The organism is Herbaspirillum sp. CF444 (assembly GCF_000282135.1).
Lineage (GTDB): Bacteria > Pseudomonadota > Gammaproteobacteria > Burkholderiales > Burkholderiaceae_D > Herbaspirillum.
The window spans coordinates 45103-64100 of the sequence record NZ_AKJW01000008.1; the positions used below are offsets into that span (position 1 = coordinate 45103).

Consider the following 18998-nt stretch of genomic DNA (forward strand, 5'->3'; position numbering starts at 1 on the left):
GTACGCTGGCGATGGCCTCGTCCGTCGTTGCCGCTCAGACCAGCGGCATGAAATCGAGCATGACCCCCGACATGGGCAAGCTGACTGCCACGGCCGGCGTGATTCAGGTCGAAGGCGCGGGCGGCGGCGGGCTGGTGCCCTGGGCCACGATTACCGGCTACGGCACGCGCGACAGCTACGGCGCCAATGTTCACTACACCTATGCCGGCACCCAGGATTACACGCTCGCCTCGTACGGCGTTGCGGTCGGTATCGCCGACCGGGTGGAGCTGTCGGTGGCCAAACAGCGTTTTACCGGCAGCCGGGCGCCGCTCGACAATCTGCGCATCGATCAGGACATCTACGGCATCAAGGTCAGGCTGGCCGGCGACATCGTCTATGACCAGGATACCTGGATGCCGCAGATCGCCGCCGGCATGATGGTCAAGCGCAACAACGGCATCGGCGGACTGGGCGCGGTGAACAACGTCAAGATGCTGGGCGCCAAAGACGATTCCGGCATTGACTACTATCTGGCGGCGACCAAGCTGTTCCTCGGCCAAAGCCTGCTGCTCAACGCCACGGTGCGCGCCACCAAGGCCAATCAGATGGGCATCCTCGGCTTCGGCGGCGACAAGGGCGACCGCTATCAGGCCATGCTGGAAGGCTCGGCGGTCTACCTGCTGAACCGCAAATGGGTGGTCGGCGCCGAATACCGCATGAAGCCGCGCAACCTTGCCGCCGACAACGAGAAGGATTATTACGACGCCTTCGTCGCCTGGTTCCCGAGCAAAAACCTGTCGCTGACGCTGGCCTATGTCTCGCTGGGCGACATCACCGTCTACAACTCCAGGCGCCAGGAAGGCGTGTACCTTTCCGTGCAGGCGGGCTTCTGATGAAAACCACGACAAGTAAATCCGGCCGGCTGGCGGCAGCCGTGCTCATCCTGATGACGGCATTGCCGGCGCAGGCGCAAAAGACCGACGACAGCCTGTATCGCGACCTGGGCGGACTGGAAGTGCTGACCAGGGTGGTCGACGACGCATTGGCGCTGGCGCTGGCCGACGCGCGCATCAAGGACAGCTTCAAGGATACCGACATGAAGCGCCTGGCCAGGCTGATTACCGAGCAGTTCTGCGAACTCAGCGGCGGTCCGTGCAAATACAGCGGCGATCCGATGAAGGAAGTGCATCAGGGGCTGGCCCTGAACAACATGCAATTCAATGCCCTGGTGGAAGACTTGCAGGCCGCCATGGACAAATCGAACATCCCTTCGCGCACGCAGAACAAGCTGCTGGCCTTGCTGGCGCCGATGCAGCGTACGGTGGTCACCAAATAACAGCGCAGGAAAAATATTTTCAGCCGCATGGAATAACGCCGCCATGCGCCACGTATACCGGTCATGGGTAAGGCAAACCGCGTAACCCTGACACGAAAGGAATACCGAAATGAAACTGCTCCCACTCTCCCTGCTGACATTGTCCTTGTTGTCCTCGCTGTCTTTTGTGGCGCCGGCCGCCTTTGCCGAAGACATGGCCGTCAAGAAGATGGACGACATCCTCGTCACCACCAGCGGCATGACTGTCTACACCTTCGACAACGACACCGCCGGCAAGAGCGTCTGCAACGGTCCATGTGCTGCGAACTGGCCGCCGGTTGCGCCGACCGGCACGCCGAGCGCGCCGTTTTCCGTGATCAAGCGCGACGACGGCAGCCCGCAACTGGCCGTCAACGGCAAACCGTTATACTTGTTCGCCGCCGACAAGAAACCGGGCGACCGCAACGGCGACAACTTCAAGAACATCTGGCACGTCGTCAAGAACTGATCAGCCATTATTTCGAACCCATGTCCGACGAAAGTCATCTGTTAGCCTGCCTCCCGCGCCTGCGCCGTTACGCGCGGGCGCTGGTGGGCGACCGCGCCGGCGCGGACGACCTCGTGCAGGATACGATGGAGCGCGCCTGGCAAAAACTGTCGAGCTGGCGCAAGGGTTCCGATATGCGGCCCTGGCTGTTCAGCATCATGCACAACCTGCACATCGACCAGCGCCGCAAACCGGTCATCCCGACCGTGGCGCTGGACGACGAAGACGCGCTGGCCGCGCCTGCCCATGCGCCGGACCGGCTGGTCGCTTACGACCTCGAATCGTCCTTGCGCCTGCTGGCGGCGGAGCAGAGAGAAATTTTGTTGCTGGTGGTACTGGAAGAAATGACGTATGAAGAAGTGGCCGCGACACTGGGCATCCCGATCGGGACCGTCATGTCGCGCCTGTCGCGCGCGCGCGAGCGCTTGCGCACGCTGGTCGAGGGGCGGCCCCAGCATTCGCCGTTGAAGGTGGTCAAATGAAACCGATGCCGATTACCGAAGCCGATCTGCAAGGCTATGTCGACGGCCTGCTGCCCGAAGAGCGCCTGGAAGAAGTCACCGCCTATCTGGAAAACAATCCAGAGGAGGCCGAACGCCTGCGCACCTATCGTCATCAGAACCAGGCCTTGCATTTGCTGTTCGACCCGGTGCTGGACGAGCCCGTGCCGACGCGGCTGTCGGCACGTCCGAGCAGCAACTGGGAGCTACTGCGCCGCTATGCGGCGATCTTCATCGTGGCCGTGTTCGCCGGCGCCGGCGGCTGGTATCTGCACGGCGCGGCGCAATCCTCGTCGGTCACCTGGATCGCCAGCGCCGCCGGATCGGTGACGCGCGTGGATGCTCCATTGATGATGGCGCGCCGGGCTGCGGTGGCGCATGCCGTCTATACGCCGGATCCGCGTCGGCCGGTCGAAGTCGGCGCCGATCAGGAGGAAGCCCTGGTGCGCTGGTTGTCCAAGCGCATCGGCGCCGACGTCCGCGCGCCCAAGCTGGCGCCGCTGGGCTATGAACTCATCGGCGGCCGCTTGCTGCCGGGACAAAGCGGACCGGTGGCGCAGTTCATGTACCACGACGGCGCCGGCCAGCGCCTGACCTTGTACGTCTCCACCGATCAGGTGCAGAACAAGGACACCGGTTTCCGTTTCGCCCAGGAAGGCACGGTCAACGTGTTCTATTGGATCGACGGCAAGTTCGGTTATGCCTTGTCCGGCAGCATCGACCGGGGCGAACTGGCGCGGATTGCCAATACCGTCTACGAGCAGCTGGACAAGCCGGCGAAATAAAGCTTCGGGGCGAAAGCCTCAGGACGGCTCGACGCCGTTCCGTTGCTCCGGCAACTGCGCCGTTTTCGGCGGGATGAAGAAATCGACCGGTTTTTTCAGGAAACGCCGGCACAGCGATTTCAGCAGCGGCCAGCCGTGGCGGAACTTCACCTGGCGCGAACGCAGGGCCACGAACAGCGCCAGCGAAAAACTTACCCACAGGTTCACCGTGCCGATCGCCAGCACGCCGAAGCCCGACACGGCAATCACGCCCCAGCTCACCGCATGGTCGAGGCCGACCAGCGCGATGGCGAAGTTGGTGGCGGAGAAGGTGATGTGGCGGATGTCGATCGGCAGGCCGATCAGGAAGCCGATCGTGCCGATGGTGCCCAACAGGATGCCGAAGTAGAAATTCCCCATCAGGCCGCCCAGGCCGTTTTCCAGGTAGTCGCCCAGACGCGCCGTGCGCGCCTTGCCCAGCAAGCTGTTGAGCCAGCGCGCACGGGCGACGCGTTGCGACATGCGGGTATAGAGCGCCTTGTTGTCGTAGTAGCCCGAGATCAATCCCGCCAGGAACAGACAGACGCCGGCGATGGCCGCATGGAACAAGGCCAGGCTGGAGAACGGATCGATGTCGTGCAGCAGGTGCTGCGCCTTGTCGGGCGTGACGAAGTGATGCCCGCTCGCGAGGAAGTAGCCGTACGCCAGCAGGTAAGCGACGGGGAAGGCGATGCTCAGGTTGCCCAGCACGGCGACGAACTGGGTGCGGATCACCTTGACGATCAGCTCGGTCAGGCTGTCGAGATCGATGTTGCGGCCGTCCCGGCTATGCAGGCCGGCGGCGATGCGCGAGGCGGTCATGGCGGGCTGTTTGGTCGCCACCGTGAAATGCAGCACGTGGATGAACATGAAGCCCAGCGAATAATTCATGCTGAACAGGAAGGCTTCCACCAGCGGCGCCGCGCGCAGGTAGGAAAACAGGATCTTGATCATCGACATGAAACCGATGATGAAACCGGCGCCGGCCGCCGAACGGTACATGGCGGCGTATTCGCGGCGGTCTTCGGCAATGTAGTGTTCGCCGGTGCGGCTGGCGTTTTCGGTGATGTTGCGCGCCAGCAGGTTGATGTTGGCGGCGAACAGGTCGCGCACGGTGTATTTGCGGTTGTGCGCTTCGATCAGCTCCAGCCCCAGTTCGAGGCCGATGCTGCGCTTTCCTGCAATGGCGGAGACTGAGGCGGAAGCGGAAGTATCGACCGTGCCGACGTCGACCAGCGACAGCAGCTTGCGCAGGCGGTCCAGGTGCTGGTCCAGGCGCACCAGGCGATAGGTGACGGAAATGCTGGTGCCCAGCCGCAGCGTGCTGTTGCGGATTTTCTTCACGACTTCCTGGCATTGCTCCAGCATCACCAGCACGTGGCTGGCGTCTTCGAGTGGCGTGGCATCGCCGTTAAGGTGGCGCATGTAGCCGTCGAGATAGCGGTGCAGCTCGACGTTTTGCATCAGGAAGGGCGACTCGAAGGCCTTGACGTCGCTGTAGATGCGGATCAGTTCGGGTTCGATGCCGATGGCGCTGATGCGGTAGGACAGCACCTGGATGGCGAGCAGGAGTTCGGTCAGCGTTTTTTGTTCGTCGATCCGTTCCGGATCGGGCAGTTCGCTATCGGCCTGTGCAAGCACGTCGAACAGCGCCGACCAGTCTTCAGACGGGACCGCGCGCATCCATACGTAATCGGTATTGAAGGGGAAGATCTTTTCCAGGCAGTCGGGCAGGTAACGGTCGTCCAGCGCCGGCGGCAGGATACGGTAGGCGATGCGGCGATGCAGTTCCGAAAAGAAGCCGTCATTGGAGAGGATGCCGATGTCGGTGTACAGACTGGTCTGGCGCCGCACCGACAGCAGATGCAGCAGATAGTGGCGCAGCGTGGCCGCGTGATGCGGATGTTGTTGCAGCACATGCGTCAGGGTGCGTACGTTGGTGATGGCCAGTTCCGGCGCCTCGCGCTTTTTCGGACGGATGGCCTTCACTAATTCGATCAGAAGATCGAGCTCGGCATTGACTGGGGATGCGCTGATTTTTTCTAATGTGTGGAGCATGGAGGAGAGCAGGGATGAGGCAATGGAGCGATCTTAAGCGATCGGATACGGCAAGTGTAGGCTTGATGCGCGCCAGGGCCTGTTAACAGACCCTGAATCTTAACCTGTGTAAAACAAAGATAAGAACATGTGTATTTCGTAAAGAGTTGTCAGATTATGTCGCTAACGGGAAGTTACACCTGTAAGGGAGGAGTCTTCATGGAGATAGCATCTCTGGCAACTGGTGCCGCAACCGCCTGGCTGGCGAAAAAAGCCGTTGAGGGCATCGGGCTGGATCTGACAAAAGTGGCCAATCATGTGGTCGACGATGTGGTCGCTCTTGTCAGTCCGTCCCTGCCAGCCAACCCGAATATAGGCCGTCTCATCAACACCAAGGCCTGAAGGGGAAAACCCGGCAGCACATCAGGGTTCATTTTGAAATCGCATCCTCGTGGTGCGATTTTTTTGCATGGAAGCTTCGCTAATTGCTTGTTTTATTGGTAATAATTTGAGTTATTTTTGTAAAAAATCTTGATTGACGTAAAGAAATACGGAAATATGTCGTTAAGAAATGCAGTCAAGTAGTCACTCTAGGAGTTGTCATGGATATTGGAAACATTCCCGCCGTTGCGTCTGCATTGTCCGCGGCTGAGACTGCCGATGCGGTCAGCATGACGATGCTGAAAAAAGCCCTGAACACCCAGGCTGCTGCGGCCATCGGCGTGCTGCAAGCTTTGCCGCCGCCATTGCCGGCCAATCCGAACGTCGGGCGCAACGTCAATACCGTTGCCTGATCCGGAGTCGGCGCGGTTTTGACAAGTTGGTTTACTGCTGAAATCGCCCCTTTGCGGGCGATTTTTTATTGCTGCTTATATTTCCTCTGCATGATTTATTTGCATAATTAATTAGTCATTTTTATATTTTGACCAATTAATTGTATCAATTCTTGATTTTCTAGAAACGCATAATAAAATGGTCTTCAAGATCATCAGCACAATTTATTATGCATTCCGTCCAGACACTCGGCGCGCGCATCCGCGCAGTGCGCAAATCGCAAAAACTCAGTTCCGCCAACCTGGCCGAGCGTAGCGGCATCCATCGCAATACGCTGCAGGCGCTGGAAACCGGCAAAGGCAACATCGAGCTCAGCAAGTTGCTGTCGATTTGCAGCGAGCTCGGCCTGGAACTGCTGCTGGTGCCGCAGGAAGTCTCCGCACAACGCGCAACGGAAGGCGACGGCGCGCGCACCGAACTGTCCGAACGTCTGCATGGCCTGATGAGGAACGCGCCATGAGCATGTTGCGCTCATTGCGTATCCGCCTGGGAATGACCGAGGTCGGTTCCCTGTTTGCCCTCGACGACGGTCGCGTGTATTTCCGTTTCGACGATGCCTACGCAACCGATTCCCAACGGCCGGTGCTGTCGCAGTTGTACTGCGCATCGACCGAAGAGCGCACCGTGGCGCAGTTGCTCAATCCTGCGCTGGAAGCCAATCGCGGCGACGGCAAGGGCGGTTTGCCGCCGTTCTTCCAGAACCTGCTGCCCGAAGGCCAGTTGCGCAAGCATCTGATCGAGCGCGCGGGTTTGGCCCCCGACGATGAATTCGGCCTGCTGGCCTATTGCGGCAAGGATTTGCCCGGCGACGTCTCGGCGTTGTCGGAAAACCTCGACGACCTCCATCTCGGCCGCCTGATCGGGCAGGGCCGCGACAGCTATGAGATGAGCGCGGGGCAATTGCCGACGCCGGACGGCGAATCGATTTCCGGCGTGCAGCCCAAGATCGGCCTGGTACGCGCTTCGGGCGGACGCTATGTGATGCGCTCCAAGGATGCGCAGGGCGCGCATTTCATCGGCAAGCTGCCGGCCTCCGACTATCCGCACATGCCGGAAGTGGAATTTTCATCGCTGGCGCTGGCGCGCGCGGCCGGCGTGCAAGTCTGCGACCACGAGCTGGTGCCGCTGACCGCGATTGCCGATCGCCTGCCGTTCGGCCTGCGCAGCGACGCCGAGAATTTCCTGCTGATCCATCGCTTCGACCGCGACGCCGGCACGCCGACGGGGCGCCTGCACATGGAAGACTTCGCGCAGATCACCGGCACGCCGGCCGCCTCCAAATATGCCGGCACTTATGCGGCGCTGGGCGTAGTGCTGCTTGAGCGCAGCGTCAAAGGGGACGACGATCTCTTCGAACTATTGCGCCGGATCAAGGTGAACGAGCTGCTCGGCAATTTCGACGCGCATCTGAAAAATTTCAGCATGCTGTACCGCACGCCGCAAGCGGCCGAATTGTCGCCGGCCTACGATATCGTCGCGTATTCGGCCTATCTGGCCGGGCACGGCCATGCACTGGCGTTCGCGCCGGGAGAGAAAGCGCGGCAATTGCTTACGCCCGCCGTGTTGCGCGAACTGGCCAATATCTGGAGCATCCCGGAGCCGAAGCTGCAGATGATCCTGGTCGATACCGTGGAACGCGCCATGCAAAGCTGGCCGGATCTGTTGCGCGCATTACCGCTCACCGACATCCAGCGCACGCGCATCAAGGCGCATCTGGACACCAATCCCAGCGTCATCGCGTGGCAACGCCGCGCCGCGCGCAAAGTGACCGGCAAGGCATGAAACCGAAAGCACCTTTGCCGTTGAAAGACGGCGTTGCGCCGAGCTATCTGTGGCTGCAACAGGATCCTGAACAATGGCGCGACATGCTGAGCTTCCTGCACGCGCGTTTTCCTGCCGTGCCGGAAGAGGCCTGGCGGCAACGCATGGCGCGCGGCGAGGTCGTCAATCAACAGGGCGAAGCCATTGCGCCGACGTCGCCATACCGGCGCGGCGACTGCATTTTTTACTACCGCGACCTGGAGGGCAGCGAAGACAGGATTCCGTTCGAGGAAGCCATCCTGCATCGGGACGATCACCTGCTGGTGGTCGACAAGCCGCACTTCGTGCCGGTGATTCCGAGCGGTCGCTTTTTGCACGAAAGCCTGCTGGTGCGCCTCAAGCAGAAAACCGGCCTGGCCGACCTGACACCCATCCACCGTCTCGACCGCGAAACCGCCGGCGTCATCATCTTTTCGCACAATCCGGCCAGCCGCGGCGCGTATCAGTCGATGTTCCAGCAGCGCACCATGGATAAAACCTACGAGGCGCTGGCAGGGATGCTGGAAGGACGTGATTTTCCCTTTGTCTATCGCAGCCGCCTGGTGGATGCCGACAAGTTTTTCCTGATGCGCGAAGAAGCCGGCGAGCCCAACTCGGAGACGCATATCGACCTGATCGAACGGCAAGGCGACCAGGCGCTGTACCGGCTCAATCCGGTGACCGGGCGCAAGCATCAGCTGCGCGTGCACATGGCCGCGCTCGGCGTTCCCATCCTCAACGACACTTTTTATCCGCATACCGTGCCCGCCGGCGCGACCGACAACTACGATGCGCCGCTGAAACTGCTGGCGCGCTCGATCGCCTTCACCGATCCGCTGAGCGGGGATGTGCGGTATTTCGAGAGTCTCCGGGAGCTCTGATTGCAGACGGAGGGAAAAATGAAAAATCCGGCGACCGGCAATCAGGAGGCGCAAGAGATGCACGAGATGCAGGAAACAAGCCCCTCGTCGCGCTTGCTGCCGCCCCGTCCGTCATCGGCGCCCCTGTCGCCCGAAGCCGCCATGGCCAGGAAACAGGCGCGGGAGCGGAAGGACGCGCTGGTGCGCGGCGTCACGTCGATACAGGAAATGCGCGAGGCCATCCGACGTGCGAGTCGCGACCTGCCGCTCATTACCGACGTGCCGCGCGTGCCCATGCTCGATGCAGCGGCGTTTCATCTGCGTGCAGAAAAAGGCTTGCCATTCGTCGTCACCGGGCTCGTCGGCAAGTGGCCGCTGTCCACGCTGACGCCGCAAACATTGCGCGACCGCTTTGGCGAGCTGCACGTGCGCGCGCGGGTGGGCGACTATGTCAATACCGCTTTCGCGCCCGACCGGGCGATGCAGGACATGTCGTTGCTGACCTATCTTGAGCTTGTCGCCAACAACAAGCATGACCTGCCGCCGTATGTCGGCAATCTGGAACTGCGCGAACTGAACAGCTTGTGTCACTGGCCGGTCTATTTCAAAAAAATGGGCCCGCCGCGCTTCTGGCTTGGTCCGTCCGGCACGGTGACGCCGTTGCATTGCGACTATGACGACAATATCTTTGCGCAGATCTGGGGCCATAAGCGCATTTTCCTGGCGCCGCCTCACCATGACGAATTCCTTTATCCGCGCGAGGCCAACGCCATCCTGTTCGGCTCGCCGTTTGATCCGGAGGCGCCGGACTTCGGCAAATTCCCGCTGGCTCGCCAGGCCGCAATGATCGAATGCATCATGCAACCCGGCGAGCTTTTGTACGTGCCGGCAGGGTGGTACCACCAGGTTCGCGCGCTGACTTTTTCGCTATCGGCGAATCGATGGGCGAGGGCGCTGCCGTTGGTGTTGAATGGGAATACTGTGCTGAAGGCCGGCTGAACTCGCCAGGATGGCGGGAAGGCCGGTGTGCGGCCATATCCGTCGTCGGCTGCGGATTCACCCGCAAAAACCAGCATGTCTATGTGAAAATAAGCGTTTCCTTTAATTCCAGACCAATTGAGGTAGCCCGCCGTGGATGATCATGTCAGTTACAAGCAGGCATCCGCGTTCCCGGGTTTGTTCTTGAGCACGGCGCGATTCACCGCGTTTACCTTTGAGCCTCACTATCACCTGGATTGCCATGTCGCCCTCGTGGCTGACGGTGTCCAGCGTCAGTCTTTTCAAGGTAGTTCACTGCTGCTAACGCGAGGAGTCATCCAGTTGATGCCCGCGGGCGAGGTGCACGATGGCAAGGCTGCCGATGCGCCATATACGCTGCATACCTTTCGTCTCTCGCCCGAACTATTGAAGGGGATTGGCGAAGAGGTGACCGGAAAGCACTGTTTTCCGTCGCATTCCGCCGCCGTGATTCGAGACGCGGGGCTGGCGACCCAATTGCTACGGATGCATGCCGCCATGATGCAAGCGGCAACGGACCCATTGCTGGGCGAGAGCCGGGTGCTTGATCTGTTTGAGTCGCTTTTCGCCAGGCTCCTGAAACCCGCTCCCAAGGTCGTCGCCGGTGCACTATCGACGATGCAATTCCGGTTGCTGCGTGAGTTCATCGAGGCGCATCTGCCCGAGAAGATCCTGTTGCAAGATCTGGCTTCGCTATTGAATCTGGACCGCTTCACCTTTTTGAAGATGTTCAAGCGTACCGTTGGCATGACGCCGCACGCCTGGCTGATTCGCTTGCGTTTAGAGCGAGCCCTGGTGCTTTTGAAGGCCCGGGACGCCATGCCGATTGTTGAGATCGCGCATGCCGTGGGATTTTTCGACCAGAGTCATTTCACACGGGCATTTCAGCATGCTTACGGGGTGAATCCCTCGAATTTCACGTGATTGCCAATTTTTTACAATCCTTCCTTACCGGTCCTCGGTAATCTGCACGCTGTGCCGGCGCATCTTGCGTCATGGCGTAATTTAGCGAGCAAATTCGATGACTACTTTCAGCTTTCTCGACGATTATAGCGAGGGATGCCATCCCGACATCCTGGAGGCGCTCTTGGCGTCCAATCTCATGCAGCATGCCCCCTACGGTGCCGATGCGTACTCGGATAAAGCGAAGGCGGACATTCAACGTCATCTGGGCGACGTTCAGGCCGAGATTCACTTTGTGGCCAATGGAACGATGGCCAATATTGTGTCGATTTCCAGTTGTTTGCGTCCTCATGAAGCCGTGATCGCAGTCAACTCGGGGCATATTGTTGTCCGAGAGGCGGGCGCCATTGAGGCGACTGGCCACAAACTGATTACCGTTCCAGCCGTGAATGGCAAACTCACGCCGGCCAACATCGAGGCGGCAATGGCCGATAACGCGCATTTTCCGCACATGGCCAGGCCGCGGCTGCTCTATCTGTCGAATGCTACCGAGGTTGGTACGGTCTATACACTGTCCGAACTGCGCGCCATTTCCGCCTTGGCCAAACAACGAGGACTCATCCTCTTTGTCGATGGGGCGCGTTTGGGCGCTGCTCTTTCATCGGACAAGAGTGATGTTGCGTTGGCTGATATCGCATCCCTGGCGGACATTTTCTGGATTGGCGGAACCAAAGCAGGTGCGCTCCTGGGGGAAGCGTTGGTGGTGTGCAATCCTTCTTTGAAAGAGGACTTTGCTTTTCACATCAAGCAGCGCGGCGGCATGCTGGCCAAAGGGCGCCTGTTGGGCATCCAGTTTGGCGCGCTTTTCGGAACCAAGGGGCTGTTCTTCACGATGACCCGCCATGCCAACGCCATGGCCAAAAAGCTGGCTTCAGGCATCTTGTCTGCCGGTTATTTGCTGAGTGCCGAATCCGAGACAAACCAGGTATTCCCGATACTCCCGGACTCTGTGATCTCGGCGTTGCAAGAGAATTTCGAATTCTATGTCTGGGAGAAGCGGGGACCGGACAGTTCGGTGATTCGTCTGGTCGCATCGTGGGCAACGGAAGAACGCCATGTCGATGCCTTTCTGTCGAAGCTGCCGCCCGCTTCGCAAACCAGTGTCAACTTTTCGCCGTCTTGAGGAGTCGGGCGACGCAAAAGGCATTGCCTGGAATCAGGCCCGCCTGAGGACTCCCTGGCCGCGCAGTTGGCTGCCGATCTGCGCAATGTTGGCTTCGCCTTGCCTGAGCGCGGCGGCATTGGTGTGGACCGAATAGTAGCCAGTGACCAAATCGTAAGGGTGCTTGACTGCCGAACCGAGAACGAAGGCGGTATCTGAAATGGCGTCAAAGCGGATTTCGTCTTCGGATTCTTCAAAAACCGCGATCTCGCCTGAGGAGACATGTTCAACCGTTGACACGCTTCCTTCATGGACCGCAATCCAGGCCACGTTGTGGCCTTTGGGCGGTGTAAAGCGCCAACGGTCGCCGGCTTTCAGTCGCACATCAAGGTAAGTCATGCCTGCCGGTGCAGCGACAATGCTGTGGTGTCCCCCATACTCTCCCATGATGATCCGAGCAGGCCCTGCGGTCTGAAAAGCGGATGCGTCGAGATATTGGCTATGAGGCAAGGCCAGTTCGAGTTCGGGCGGCAGCGCCACCCAAAGCTGAAATCCTTTGCCTCGTTCCTTGCCATGCAGGCCGCCGGTGTGCCAGACGCCGCTACCCGCGCGCATCCATTCGACGCCGCCCTTGTCGATAATGCCTTCACGTCCGGTCGTTTCCTTGTAGCGGGCCTGCCCGGACAAAATCAGCGTCAATGTCGCGATGCCGGAATGGGGGTGAAATCCAAACTTGGGGGCATCTGCGGCATCGGCCTCGAAATAATCAAGAAACACGAACGGCTTGATCAGTTCGCCGACATCGCCCGGGCTTGCCAATCGGGTAATCGCCCCGTGCGCATGTCCGCGCGTGCGGAATACAAGTTTTCGCTGTTGTTGAATGCCACGTCCGGATTGCGTGGGTTGTGCGTGAATGACCATCGTTTTCTCCATGTCCTGAATGATTTACACAATGCTTGCCGACGCAACGGGTTCGTCTTGCCGTCCCGTGTGCCGATGTAGCGTAGATAAGAGAATAGGCGCCGGCCATGCATCTGAACAGACAATATATTTCGATACAAACCATCTGCAGAACAGATGGGTTGAGATGGATTGAAACGGACTGCGATGGATTTGTGCCTGTTAACAGGCACTAAACAGACACTAATCCCACGCGGGAGCGAGGTGGGAAGGATTGACGATCCGACTTGCCGGTCTGCGCAACATCGTGATCGCCTGCATGTCCTCTTGAGAAAGTTCGAAATCGAAGATACGGCCGTTGTCGGCGATTCTTTCCGGTTTTCCGGTGCGGGAAAGGGCCACGACGTGCGGCTGCTGAATCAGCCATCTCAATACTACTTGCGCAATTGTTCGCTTGTTGCGCATGGCAATTTCACGCAGAACGGGCTCGTCGAAGACACGTCCGATCGCCATGCCGCAATAGGCCATCAGGCTTGTTGCGTTGGCATTGACCGTCTTGAGCAGCACGCTCTGATCCAGGAAGGGGTGATACTCCACCTGATTGGTGACAATCGGATGTTTGGACAGCTTGATCGCGGACTGCAGCATGTCAGCGTTGAAATTGCTGACGCCGATATGGCGAACTTTTCCTGCATCGACAGCCCGGTTCAGGCCGTCGATCTGCTCGGCAATCGAAACGCCTCCGCGCGGCCAATGCACCAGAAGGAGATCGATATGGTCGGACTTGAGCTTGGCGAGACTTTGATCGACCGATGCGGAAAATCGTTTTTCCGGATAGTTGTCGACCCATACCTTGGTCGTGACGAAAATATCCCGGCGCGCAATTCCGGAGGCGCGGATTGCGGCGCCGACGTCGGCTTCGTTTTGATACATCTGGGCCGTATCGATATGCCGGAATCCATGATGCAACGCGGATACCAGGGTCTCCTGAAGGCCAGGACCCGACATGCCGTAGGTGCCAAATCCGAGGCGCGGAACAGGGGCCCCGGCAATGGCGAGGACTTCCGACGCGATAGGCGAATATGCTGATGCAGTGGACATTGATCTTTCCTTGATTCGTTCATTCCGGTTCATCACGGAATGATCCATCGAGAAAGAGGCAGGCGCCAGTCCTGATTTTTCGATGCTATCCATCGGCATCAACGATGGATGCAAAGCAGATGGCTACCGCTTTGGGCCGGAACGGACTTTACCCGCCGGGATGGTGTTTGTCGGGGAAGGAATTTGCTTCAGACGGTCAATAAACCAGCGGCCGGCGGGGCCTGGCGGCGAGGACATTTGCCAGATGGCGGACATGGGCAATATCAGACCCTCGGGAGGCAGGTCTTCGATCCGCAACACGGACAAGCTGCCGTTTTCGATATCGCTGCGCACGATATGCAGCGGCATGCCTCCCCATCCCAGGCCGTTCAAGAGGAAATGATGCTTGGCAAACAGATCTCCAAGTCGCCAGGTCAAAGGCGACATTACGCCAAACTCACGTCCCTTCGACAAATCGGAGCGGTCCGTCAGAACAATTTGCGTGTGTCTTGCCAGGACATCTTTAGGAATCACTCCCTGCTGCGACGCCAAGGGATAATCGCCGGCGCAGACCATGAGAAATGTAATGGCGGCAAGCCGCTCATGGGCCATCGTCGGGGGAATATGCGGAAGCGAGCCGACGATCCCGACGCTGCAGCGCCCATCCAGCACGGGCTGCATTGCTCCGCCCAATGCTTCAACATAAATGCGCAGCGCGACACCGGGATAATGTTCTTTAAACTCTTTGGCGACTTGCGTCACCGCGTCGATCGGATACATGACATCCACGACGACGGATAGCTCGGGTTCCAATCCGGCCGATATGCCTTTCGCACGGGCCTTCAGGAGGTCGACGTTCGACACGACATTGCGCGCGTCGGCAAGCAGAACGACGCCGGCGGCCGTCAGCTTGGGGTAGCGGCCGGACCTGTCGAACAATGCGACGCCAATCTGATTTTCAAGATTGCTGATGCTCTGACTGATGACTGACTGCGCCCTGAACAGCTTGCGCGAGGCGGCAGAAAAACTGCCCTCGTCGACGGTGGTGATAAAGGTGCGCAATTGATCAAGCGATACGCCGTCAAGCATGGGGATAAGTATCGTCTAAGCCGATGGAAAAATTGATCATACCGAGTTCCAACCAGATAGACAATTCACGACTCGAATAGCGGAAACGAACTATCGGCCAACTCCGCAGCCATGAAATCGAGCAGAGCCCTGACCGAGGGAATCATGCCGCGCCTTGATGGAAACAAGGCGTGAATCATGCCCGCGCGTGCGCTCAACTGTGGCAGGAGCCTGATCAGCGTTCCTGCTTCCATGTCTTCCGTCACCGCAAGCGCAGGCATATAGGCAACGCCTATGCTTTGCAAGGCGGCGGCGCGTAGCGTGAGCAGGTCGTCCGTATGCAGGCGCGGCGTATGCACGAGTTCTTCGGTGTTGCCATCCTTGTCCTGAAAGCGCCAGGTGACCTTGTCGCCGGCATAGCCCATGGCGATGACAGGCATCCTTGCCACGTCCGCCAGGCGGGCAGGCATGCCATGCCGGAGCATGAGCGTGGGGCTGGCGACCAGGATCATTTTCGATGGGCCGAAGACACGCATGGCGAGATCCGAGTCTTCCAGCGGCGGCACCCGGACGCGGATAGCGATGTCGAGCCCTTCGTCGACGACATCGACGCGACGATTGGTCGCGTCGAGCGCGATGCGCACCTGCGGCTCGGCCGCCAAAAACCTGGAGAAAATGTCGGCCAGGCCGCCATGAAGAAGGCCGACAGGGCAGCTTACGCGCAGCAATCCCTGGGGTGACGACAGTGTCTGATTCACGGCGTCTTTTGCCGACTGCGCTTCCGCAATCAGCGCCGCACAATGGCGATAAAAAGTCCTGCCGATCTCCGTCAGGGAGAGCTTGCGCGTAGTGCGGTTGAGCAAACGCACTCCCAACTCCGCTTCCAGCGTGCTGATGCGCCGGCTCAATTTGGACGTCTGCATATCGAGCGCTTCGGCGGCGGCGGAATAGCTGCCGGCATCGACGACCTTCGCGAAAAAGACCAGGTTATTCAAATCATTGATCGGCGCCATGCCTGCCTCCATCGACTGGTTTTCAGTTTATTTTTCTATTTTCTACAAATATCCCTTCTATTTCAACCTATTAATCATCGTTTATTGCTGCGCTATGCTGCCGTCATCAACTTGCGAGTGCAATGGGCACTGCGCATAAGAGCACCCACCGAGGACTTCAGGAGAACAGCATGTTGCAAATCAGAAATTTGGATTCACTCGCCGGCAGCGACCTGGTCTGGCTGAAGTCCAAACACCACTTCGCGCTGATGGGGTACGACAATGCGACGCACGCGCCTTTGGGCAGCCTGATCGTCCTGAACGACGACCAGGTGGAGCCAGGCACTGGATTTCCGATGCATGGCCACCGAGACATGGAAATCGTGACCTATGTCCGGGAGGGCTTGCTGGCGCACGAAGACACGACCGGGGGGCGGGCCCATATCGTCGCCGGCAATGTCCAGGCATTTTCCGCCGGCAGCGGCATCCGCCATGCGGAATACAACCCGGGCAGCACGCCCCTGAAGATTTTCCAGATATGGCTGCGGCCTCGCCGCTTGGGCATCAAGCCGCAGTGGTCCGCGAAGCCTTTTCCCAAAACCGAACGAGCCAATCGCTGGGTCGCGCTTGCGAGCGGCTTGCCCGGCGACGAGGATGCCATCGCCATCGACGCGGACGCCCGCGTTCTTGGCGCCACGGTCACGCGCGGCCGGTCCCTCGAGTATGAAATCGGGGATGCCCGCTATGGCTATCTGGTGGTCGCGAGCGGCGCCGTGTCAGTCAACGGATTGCGTCTCGATGCACGCGATGGCATCGCGGCAAAGGATGTTTCAAAGATCGTCGTCGCCGCAATTGACGATGCGGAAGTTGTTCTTGTCGATGTAGCTTGAGTTCTTCATTTTTCATTTTTCATTTTCTTTAAGGATCACATCATGTCCACACTTAAAAAATATTTGCCCTTGATCGGCCGTTTCCTCATCGGTGCCCCTTTCCTCATGAGCGGCATCGGGAAATTGACTTCCTATGCAGCGACCACCGGTTATATCGCCAGTGTCGGCTTGCCGGCGGCCGGCATCGGCTGGGCCATCGCCGTGCTGATGGAAGTCGGCGGCGGCGCCTTGCTCGTGCTGGGTTACCGTACGCGCCTGGTTGCTCCCCTGATGGCCTTGTTCACGCTGGCAACCGCAGTCTTCTTCCATCACAATTTTGCGGATCAGAACCAGATGATCCACTTCCTCAAGAACATCATGCTGGCGGGCGGCTTGCTCAACATTGCCTACTTTGGCGCCGGTCCGGCCAGCCTCGACAGCGCGTCGGGCAGGCAAGCCGCGACCCCGCATGGGCAACAAGCCTGATGTTCAGATTCAGATGGAATCCTTTCATCTGGCCGCCACGTGAAATCGCCTGCCGCGAGCAGGTATCCGATACAAGAAAAAGCCCCGCAATCGCAGGGCTTTTTTGCATTCCTGAAAGCGACGACGAATCAAGCATGCGCCAGCATCAGATCCAGATTCTGCACCGCCGCGCCGGAAGCGCCTTTGCCCAGGTTGTCGAACACCGCCGACAACAGCACATGTCCATGCTCTTCATTGATGAACACGCCCAATTGCATGTCGTTGGTGTCGTTGAGCGCCTGTGGATTGAGGTGCGTGAGCGTTTTGCTTTCTTCCAGTGAAATCACGCGCACGTGTTTTGAATCCGCGTAGTGGCTGCCCAGGGCGGCGTGCAATTGTTCGCCGGTCGCGCCGGGCGCCAGCAGGCGCAGTTCCAGCGGTACGGTCAGGACGATGCCCTGGCGGAACGCGCCATAGGCCGGTACGAAGATCGGGCGATGGTCCAGCCCGGCGTAGCGCTGCATCTCGGGCGGATGTTTGTGCGCGAGGGCGGTGCCGTATACCTGGAAAGCCAGGGCCTGCGCCGCCGAGGGACCTTCGTACTGTTCCACGGCAGGGCGGCCGCCGCCGGAATAGCCGGACACCGCATGCACGCTGATCGGGTAATCGCGCGGCAGCAAGCCGGCTTGTATCAGCGGACGCAGCAGGCCGATGGCGCCGGTCGGGTAGCAGCCGGGGTTGGTGACGCGTTTTGCGGCGGCAATGAGTTGCGACTGTCCGGCATCCATCTCGGGGAAGCCGTATACCCAGCCCGCGGTCGTGCGATGGGCGGAGCTGGCGTCGATCACGCGCACGGACGGATTTTCGATGGCGGCGACCGCTTCCTTCGCGGCAGCGTCCGGCAGGCAGAGGATGGCGATGTCGGCGGCATTGATTGCTTCGGCGCGGCGCAACGGGGCTTTGCGTTCTGCCGCCGGCAGCGTGAGCAACCGGATATCGCTGCGGTTGCGCAGGCGTTCGTGGATTTGCAGGCCGGTGGTGCCCTGGTCGCCGTCGATGAAAACAAGGGGAGAAGCCATGATGAGGATCCTTGGGTCTAAGGTTCAAAAGAGAACCCCGATCTTGCGCGCATTGATAGAATAGGAAAAGTTGAATTTAATAACGATAAGATTCAGTTTTTCTGATCTTTGACTCATCCGGGAGGGAAGCCAAATGCGGGAAATCAATCTGGACCGTCTGCGCACCCTGGTGGCGATCGCCGATCTGGGCTCGTTTGCCGAGGCGGCGCGCGTGCTGCATCTGGCGCCGCCGACGATCAGTCTCCACATCGCCGACCTCGAAGAGCGCGTCGGCGCGGCGCTGCTGTCGCGCAAGCGCGGGCAGGTGCGTCCCACGACGATAGGCGAAACCCTGATCGAACGCGCGCGCCGTTTGCTGGCCGATGCCGAACAGGCGCTGCAGGACGTGCAACGGCAAGTCCAGGGGTTGGCCGGGCGCGTGCGTCTGGGCGCCTCCACCGGGGCGATTGCGCATTTGCTGCCGCAGGCGCTGGAGGTGTTGGGGCAGGATCATCCCGGCATCGACGTGCAGGTCGAGGTGCTGACCTCGCAAGAGACGCTGACCCGCCTGAATGAGGGAACGCTGGATGTCGGTCTGGTCGCCTTGCCGCAGTCGCCGATGGCGCGCTTGTCGGTGCAGCCATGGCGGCGCGATCCGGTGATGGCCTTCCTGCCGGCGGATTGGCGTTGTCCTGCGCGCATCACGCCGGAATGGCTGGCGGCGCAGAAGCTGATACTGAACGACTCCGGCACGCGGCTTTCACATCTGACGCTGGAATGGTTCGCCACCGGCGGCCAGCGGCCGG

The 18998-nt window shown here is 59.7% G+C and carries 22 protein-coding genes; 16 read left to right on the forward strand and 6 right to left on the reverse strand.

What is annotated here, in order from left to right; all coding sequences use genetic code 11:
* The first annotated feature begins 11 nt into the window (after positions 1–11).
* The 5 genes from PMI16_RS01245 to PMI16_RS01265 all read left to right on the forward strand — a co-directional run bounded on the left by PMI16_RS01245 (position 12) and on the right by PMI16_RS01265 (position 3129).
* Positions 12–875 (forward strand): DUF3034 family protein, encoded by an 864-nt coding sequence (locus PMI16_RS01245; RefSeq protein WP_034378778.1) that lies wholly within the window; start codon positions 12–14, stop codon positions 873–875.
* Positions 875–1318, forward strand: coding sequence for a group I truncated hemoglobin (locus tag PMI16_RS01250; RefSeq protein WP_007875573.1), 444 nt, complete (start codon positions 875–877; stop codon positions 1316–1318). The genes PMI16_RS01245 and PMI16_RS01250 overlap by 1 nt, the downstream gene beginning before the upstream one ends.
* 109 nt (positions 1319–1427) lie before the next feature.
* Positions 1428–1805 (forward strand): COG4315 family predicted lipoprotein, encoded by a 378-nt coding sequence (locus PMI16_RS01255; protein ID WP_007875574.1) that lies wholly within the window; start codon positions 1428–1430, stop codon positions 1803–1805.
* Between the two features lie 20 nt (positions 1806–1825).
* The gene (locus PMI16_RS01260; RefSeq protein ID WP_007875575.1) at positions 1826–2326 is read left to right on the forward strand and encodes an RNA polymerase sigma factor; all 501 of its coding nucleotides are present in this window, start codon (positions 1826–1828) and stop codon (positions 2324–2326) included.
* The gene (locus tag PMI16_RS01265) at positions 2323–3129 is read left to right on the forward strand and encodes an anti-sigma factor family protein (RefSeq protein ID WP_007875577.1); all 807 of its coding nucleotides are present in this window, start codon (positions 2323–2325) and stop codon (positions 3127–3129) included. Before PMI16_RS01260 ends, PMI16_RS01265 begins: the two co-directional genes overlap by 4 nt.
* An 18-nt stretch (positions 3130–3147) precedes the next feature.
* On the opposite strand, the gene PMI16_RS01270 is transcribed toward PMI16_RS01265, so the two are convergent.
* Entirely contained in the window at positions 3148–5205 is a 2058-nt protein-coding gene (locus PMI16_RS01270) for a site-specific recombinase (protein ID WP_007875578.1), read from the reverse strand.
* 198 nt (positions 5206–5403) lie between these two features.
* On the opposite strand from PMI16_RS01270, the gene PMI16_RS01275 reads away from it, so the two are divergent.
* The 8 genes from PMI16_RS01275 to PMI16_RS01310 all read left to right on the forward strand — a co-directional run bounded on the left by PMI16_RS01275 (position 5404) and on the right by PMI16_RS01310 (position 11781).
* A complete protein-coding gene (locus PMI16_RS01275) occupies positions 5404–5586 on the forward strand; it encodes a hypothetical protein (RefSeq protein ID WP_007875579.1) in 183 nt (60 codons plus the stop codon).
* A 200-nt stretch (positions 5587–5786) separates the two neighbouring features.
* Entirely contained in the window at positions 5787–5978 is a 192-nt protein-coding gene (locus PMI16_RS01280; protein WP_007875580.1) for a YjfB family protein, read from the forward strand.
* A 209-nt stretch (positions 5979–6187) separates the two neighbouring features.
* Positions 6188–6478: a helix-turn-helix domain-containing protein gene (locus PMI16_RS01285; protein WP_007875581.1), complete on the forward strand. Its 291-nt coding sequence runs from the start codon at positions 6188–6190 to the stop codon at positions 6476–6478.
* Positions 6475–7800, forward strand: a complete 1326-nt coding sequence (locus PMI16_RS01290; RefSeq protein WP_007875582.1) for a type II toxin-antitoxin system HipA family toxin — start codon at positions 6475–6477, stop codon at positions 7798–7800. The genes PMI16_RS01285 and PMI16_RS01290 overlap by 4 nt, the downstream gene beginning before the upstream one ends.
* Positions 7797–8699 (forward strand): pseudouridine synthase, encoded by a 903-nt coding sequence (locus tag PMI16_RS01295; RefSeq protein ID WP_007875584.1) that lies wholly within the window; start codon positions 7797–7799, stop codon positions 8697–8699. Before PMI16_RS01290 ends, PMI16_RS01295 begins: the two co-directional genes overlap by 4 nt.
* Positions 8700–8756: 57 nt before the next feature.
* Entirely contained in the window at positions 8757–9677 is a 921-nt protein-coding gene (locus tag PMI16_RS01300; RefSeq protein ID WP_034378781.1) for a cupin-like domain-containing protein, read from the forward strand.
* A gap of 132 nt (positions 9678–9809) precedes the next feature.
* Entirely contained in the window at positions 9810–10619 is an 810-nt protein-coding gene (locus PMI16_RS01305) for a helix-turn-helix transcriptional regulator (RefSeq protein WP_007875587.1), read from the forward strand.
* A gap of 97 nt (positions 10620–10716) precedes the next feature.
* A complete protein-coding gene (locus PMI16_RS01310) occupies positions 10717–11781 on the forward strand; it encodes a threonine aldolase family protein (protein ID WP_007875589.1) in 1065 nt (354 codons plus the stop codon).
* Positions 11782–11814: 33 nt separating this feature from the next.
* Here the strand turns inward: PMI16_RS01310 and PMI16_RS01315 are convergent, their stop codons facing one another.
* The 4 genes from PMI16_RS01315 to PMI16_RS01330 form a co-directional block, all read right to left on the reverse strand.
* Positions 11815–12681, reverse strand: coding sequence for a pirin family protein (locus PMI16_RS01315; RefSeq protein WP_007875593.1), 867 nt, complete (start codon positions 12679–12681; stop codon positions 11815–11817).
* Between the two features lie 222 nt (positions 12682–12903).
* The gene (locus PMI16_RS01320; protein WP_007875595.1) at positions 12904–13761 is read right to left on the reverse strand and encodes an aldo/keto reductase; all 858 of its coding nucleotides are present in this window, start codon (positions 13759–13761) and stop codon (positions 12904–12906) included.
* 123 nt (positions 13762–13884) lie between these two features.
* Positions 13885–14829 (reverse strand): LysR family transcriptional regulator, encoded by a 945-nt coding sequence (locus PMI16_RS01325; protein ID WP_007875597.1) that lies wholly within the window; start codon positions 14827–14829, stop codon positions 13885–13887.
* 65 nt (positions 14830–14894) lie between these two features.
* A complete protein-coding gene (locus PMI16_RS01330; protein ID WP_007875599.1) occupies positions 14895–15821 on the reverse strand; it encodes a LysR substrate-binding domain-containing protein in 927 nt (308 codons plus the stop codon).
* A gap of 170 nt (positions 15822–15991) precedes the next feature.
* On the opposite strand from PMI16_RS01330, the gene PMI16_RS01335 reads away from it, so the two are divergent.
* Both PMI16_RS01335 and PMI16_RS01340 read left to right on the forward strand, forming a co-directional pair.
* Positions 15992–16690: a pirin family protein gene (locus tag PMI16_RS01335; protein ID WP_007875601.1), complete on the forward strand. Its 699-nt coding sequence runs from the start codon at positions 15992–15994 to the stop codon at positions 16688–16690.
* 42 nt (positions 16691–16732) lie between these two features.
* Positions 16733–17155 (forward strand): DoxX family protein, encoded by a 423-nt coding sequence (locus PMI16_RS01340; protein ID WP_007875603.1) that lies wholly within the window; start codon positions 16733–16735, stop codon positions 17153–17155.
* A gap of 128 nt (positions 17156–17283) precedes the next feature.
* Here the strand turns inward: PMI16_RS01340 and argC are convergent, their stop codons facing one another.
* Entirely contained in the window at positions 17284–18213 is a 930-nt protein-coding gene (gene argC / locus PMI16_RS01345; protein WP_007875605.1) for an N-acetyl-gamma-glutamyl-phosphate reductase, read from the reverse strand.
* A 133-nt stretch (positions 18214–18346) separates the two neighbouring features.
* Between argC and PMI16_RS01350 the strand changes: the two genes are divergently transcribed.
* Positions 18347–18998, forward strand: a 652-nt coding sequence (locus PMI16_RS01350; RefSeq protein WP_007875607.1) for a LysR family transcriptional regulator, incomplete at its 3' end; no start/stop codon positions are given.

Excerpts from the sequence above, each read along its gene's own strand:
- PMI16_RS01265 (WP_007875577.1), top strand. The coding sequence starts at position 2,323 with ATGAAACCGATGCCGATTACCGAAGCCGATCTGCAAGGCTATGTCGAC.
- argC (WP_007875605.1), bottom strand. The coding sequence starts at position 18,213 with ATGGCTTCTCCCCTTGTTTTCATCGACGGCGACCAGGGCACCACCGGC.
- PMI16_RS01280 (WP_007875580.1), top strand. The coding sequence starts at position 5,787 with ATGGATATTGGAAACATTCCCGCCGTTGCGTCTGCATTGTCCGCGGCT.
- PMI16_RS01340 (WP_007875603.1), top strand. The coding sequence starts at position 16,733 with ATGTCCACACTTAAAAAATATTTGCCCTTGATCGGCCGTTTCCTCATC.
- PMI16_RS01290 (WP_007875582.1), top strand. The coding sequence starts at position 6,475 with ATGAGCATGTTGCGCTCATTGCGTATCCGCCTGGGAATGACCGAGGTC.
- PMI16_RS01320 (WP_007875595.1), bottom strand. The coding sequence starts at position 13,761 with ATGTCCACTGCATCAGCATATTCGCCTATCGCGTCGGAAGTCCTCGCC.
- PMI16_RS01300 (WP_034378781.1), top strand. The coding sequence starts at position 8,757 with ATGCACGAGATGCAGGAAACAAGCCCCTCGTCGCGCTTGCTGCCGCCC.
- PMI16_RS01330 (WP_007875599.1), bottom strand. The coding sequence starts at position 15,821 with ATGGCGCCGATCAATGATTTGAATAACCTGGTCTTTTTCGCGAAGGTC.
- PMI16_RS01270 (WP_007875578.1), bottom strand. The coding sequence starts at position 5,205 with ATGCTCCACACATTAGAAAAAATCAGCGCATCCCCAGTCAATGCCGAG.
- PMI16_RS01245 (WP_034378778.1), top strand. The coding sequence starts at position 12 with ATGGCCTCGTCCGTCGTTGCCGCTCAGACCAGCGGCATGAAATCGAGC.
- PMI16_RS01255 (WP_007875574.1), top strand. The coding sequence starts at position 1,428 with ATGAAACTGCTCCCACTCTCCCTGCTGACATTGTCCTTGTTGTCCTCG.
- PMI16_RS01295 (WP_007875584.1), top strand. The coding sequence starts at position 7,797 with ATGAAACCGAAAGCACCTTTGCCGTTGAAAGACGGCGTTGCGCCGAGC.
- PMI16_RS01275 (WP_007875579.1), top strand. The coding sequence starts at position 5,404 with ATGGAGATAGCATCTCTGGCAACTGGTGCCGCAACCGCCTGGCTGGCG.
- PMI16_RS01310 (WP_007875589.1), top strand. The coding sequence starts at position 10,717 with ATGACTACTTTCAGCTTTCTCGACGATTATAGCGAGGGATGCCATCCC.
- PMI16_RS01335 (WP_007875601.1), top strand. The coding sequence starts at position 15,992 with ATGTTGCAAATCAGAAATTTGGATTCACTCGCCGGCAGCGACCTGGTC.
- PMI16_RS01325 (WP_007875597.1), bottom strand. The coding sequence starts at position 14,829 with ATGCTTGACGGCGTATCGCTTGATCAATTGCGCACCTTTATCACCACC.
- PMI16_RS01260 (WP_007875575.1), top strand. The coding sequence starts at position 1,826 with ATGTCCGACGAAAGTCATCTGTTAGCCTGCCTCCCGCGCCTGCGCCGT.
- PMI16_RS01285 (WP_007875581.1), top strand. The coding sequence starts at position 6,188 with ATGCATTCCGTCCAGACACTCGGCGCGCGCATCCGCGCAGTGCGCAAA.
- PMI16_RS01250 (WP_007875573.1), top strand. The coding sequence starts at position 875 with ATGAAAACCACGACAAGTAAATCCGGCCGGCTGGCGGCAGCCGTGCTC.
- PMI16_RS01315 (WP_007875593.1), bottom strand. The coding sequence starts at position 12,681 with ATGGTCATTCACGCACAACCCACGCAATCCGGACGTGGCATTCAACAA.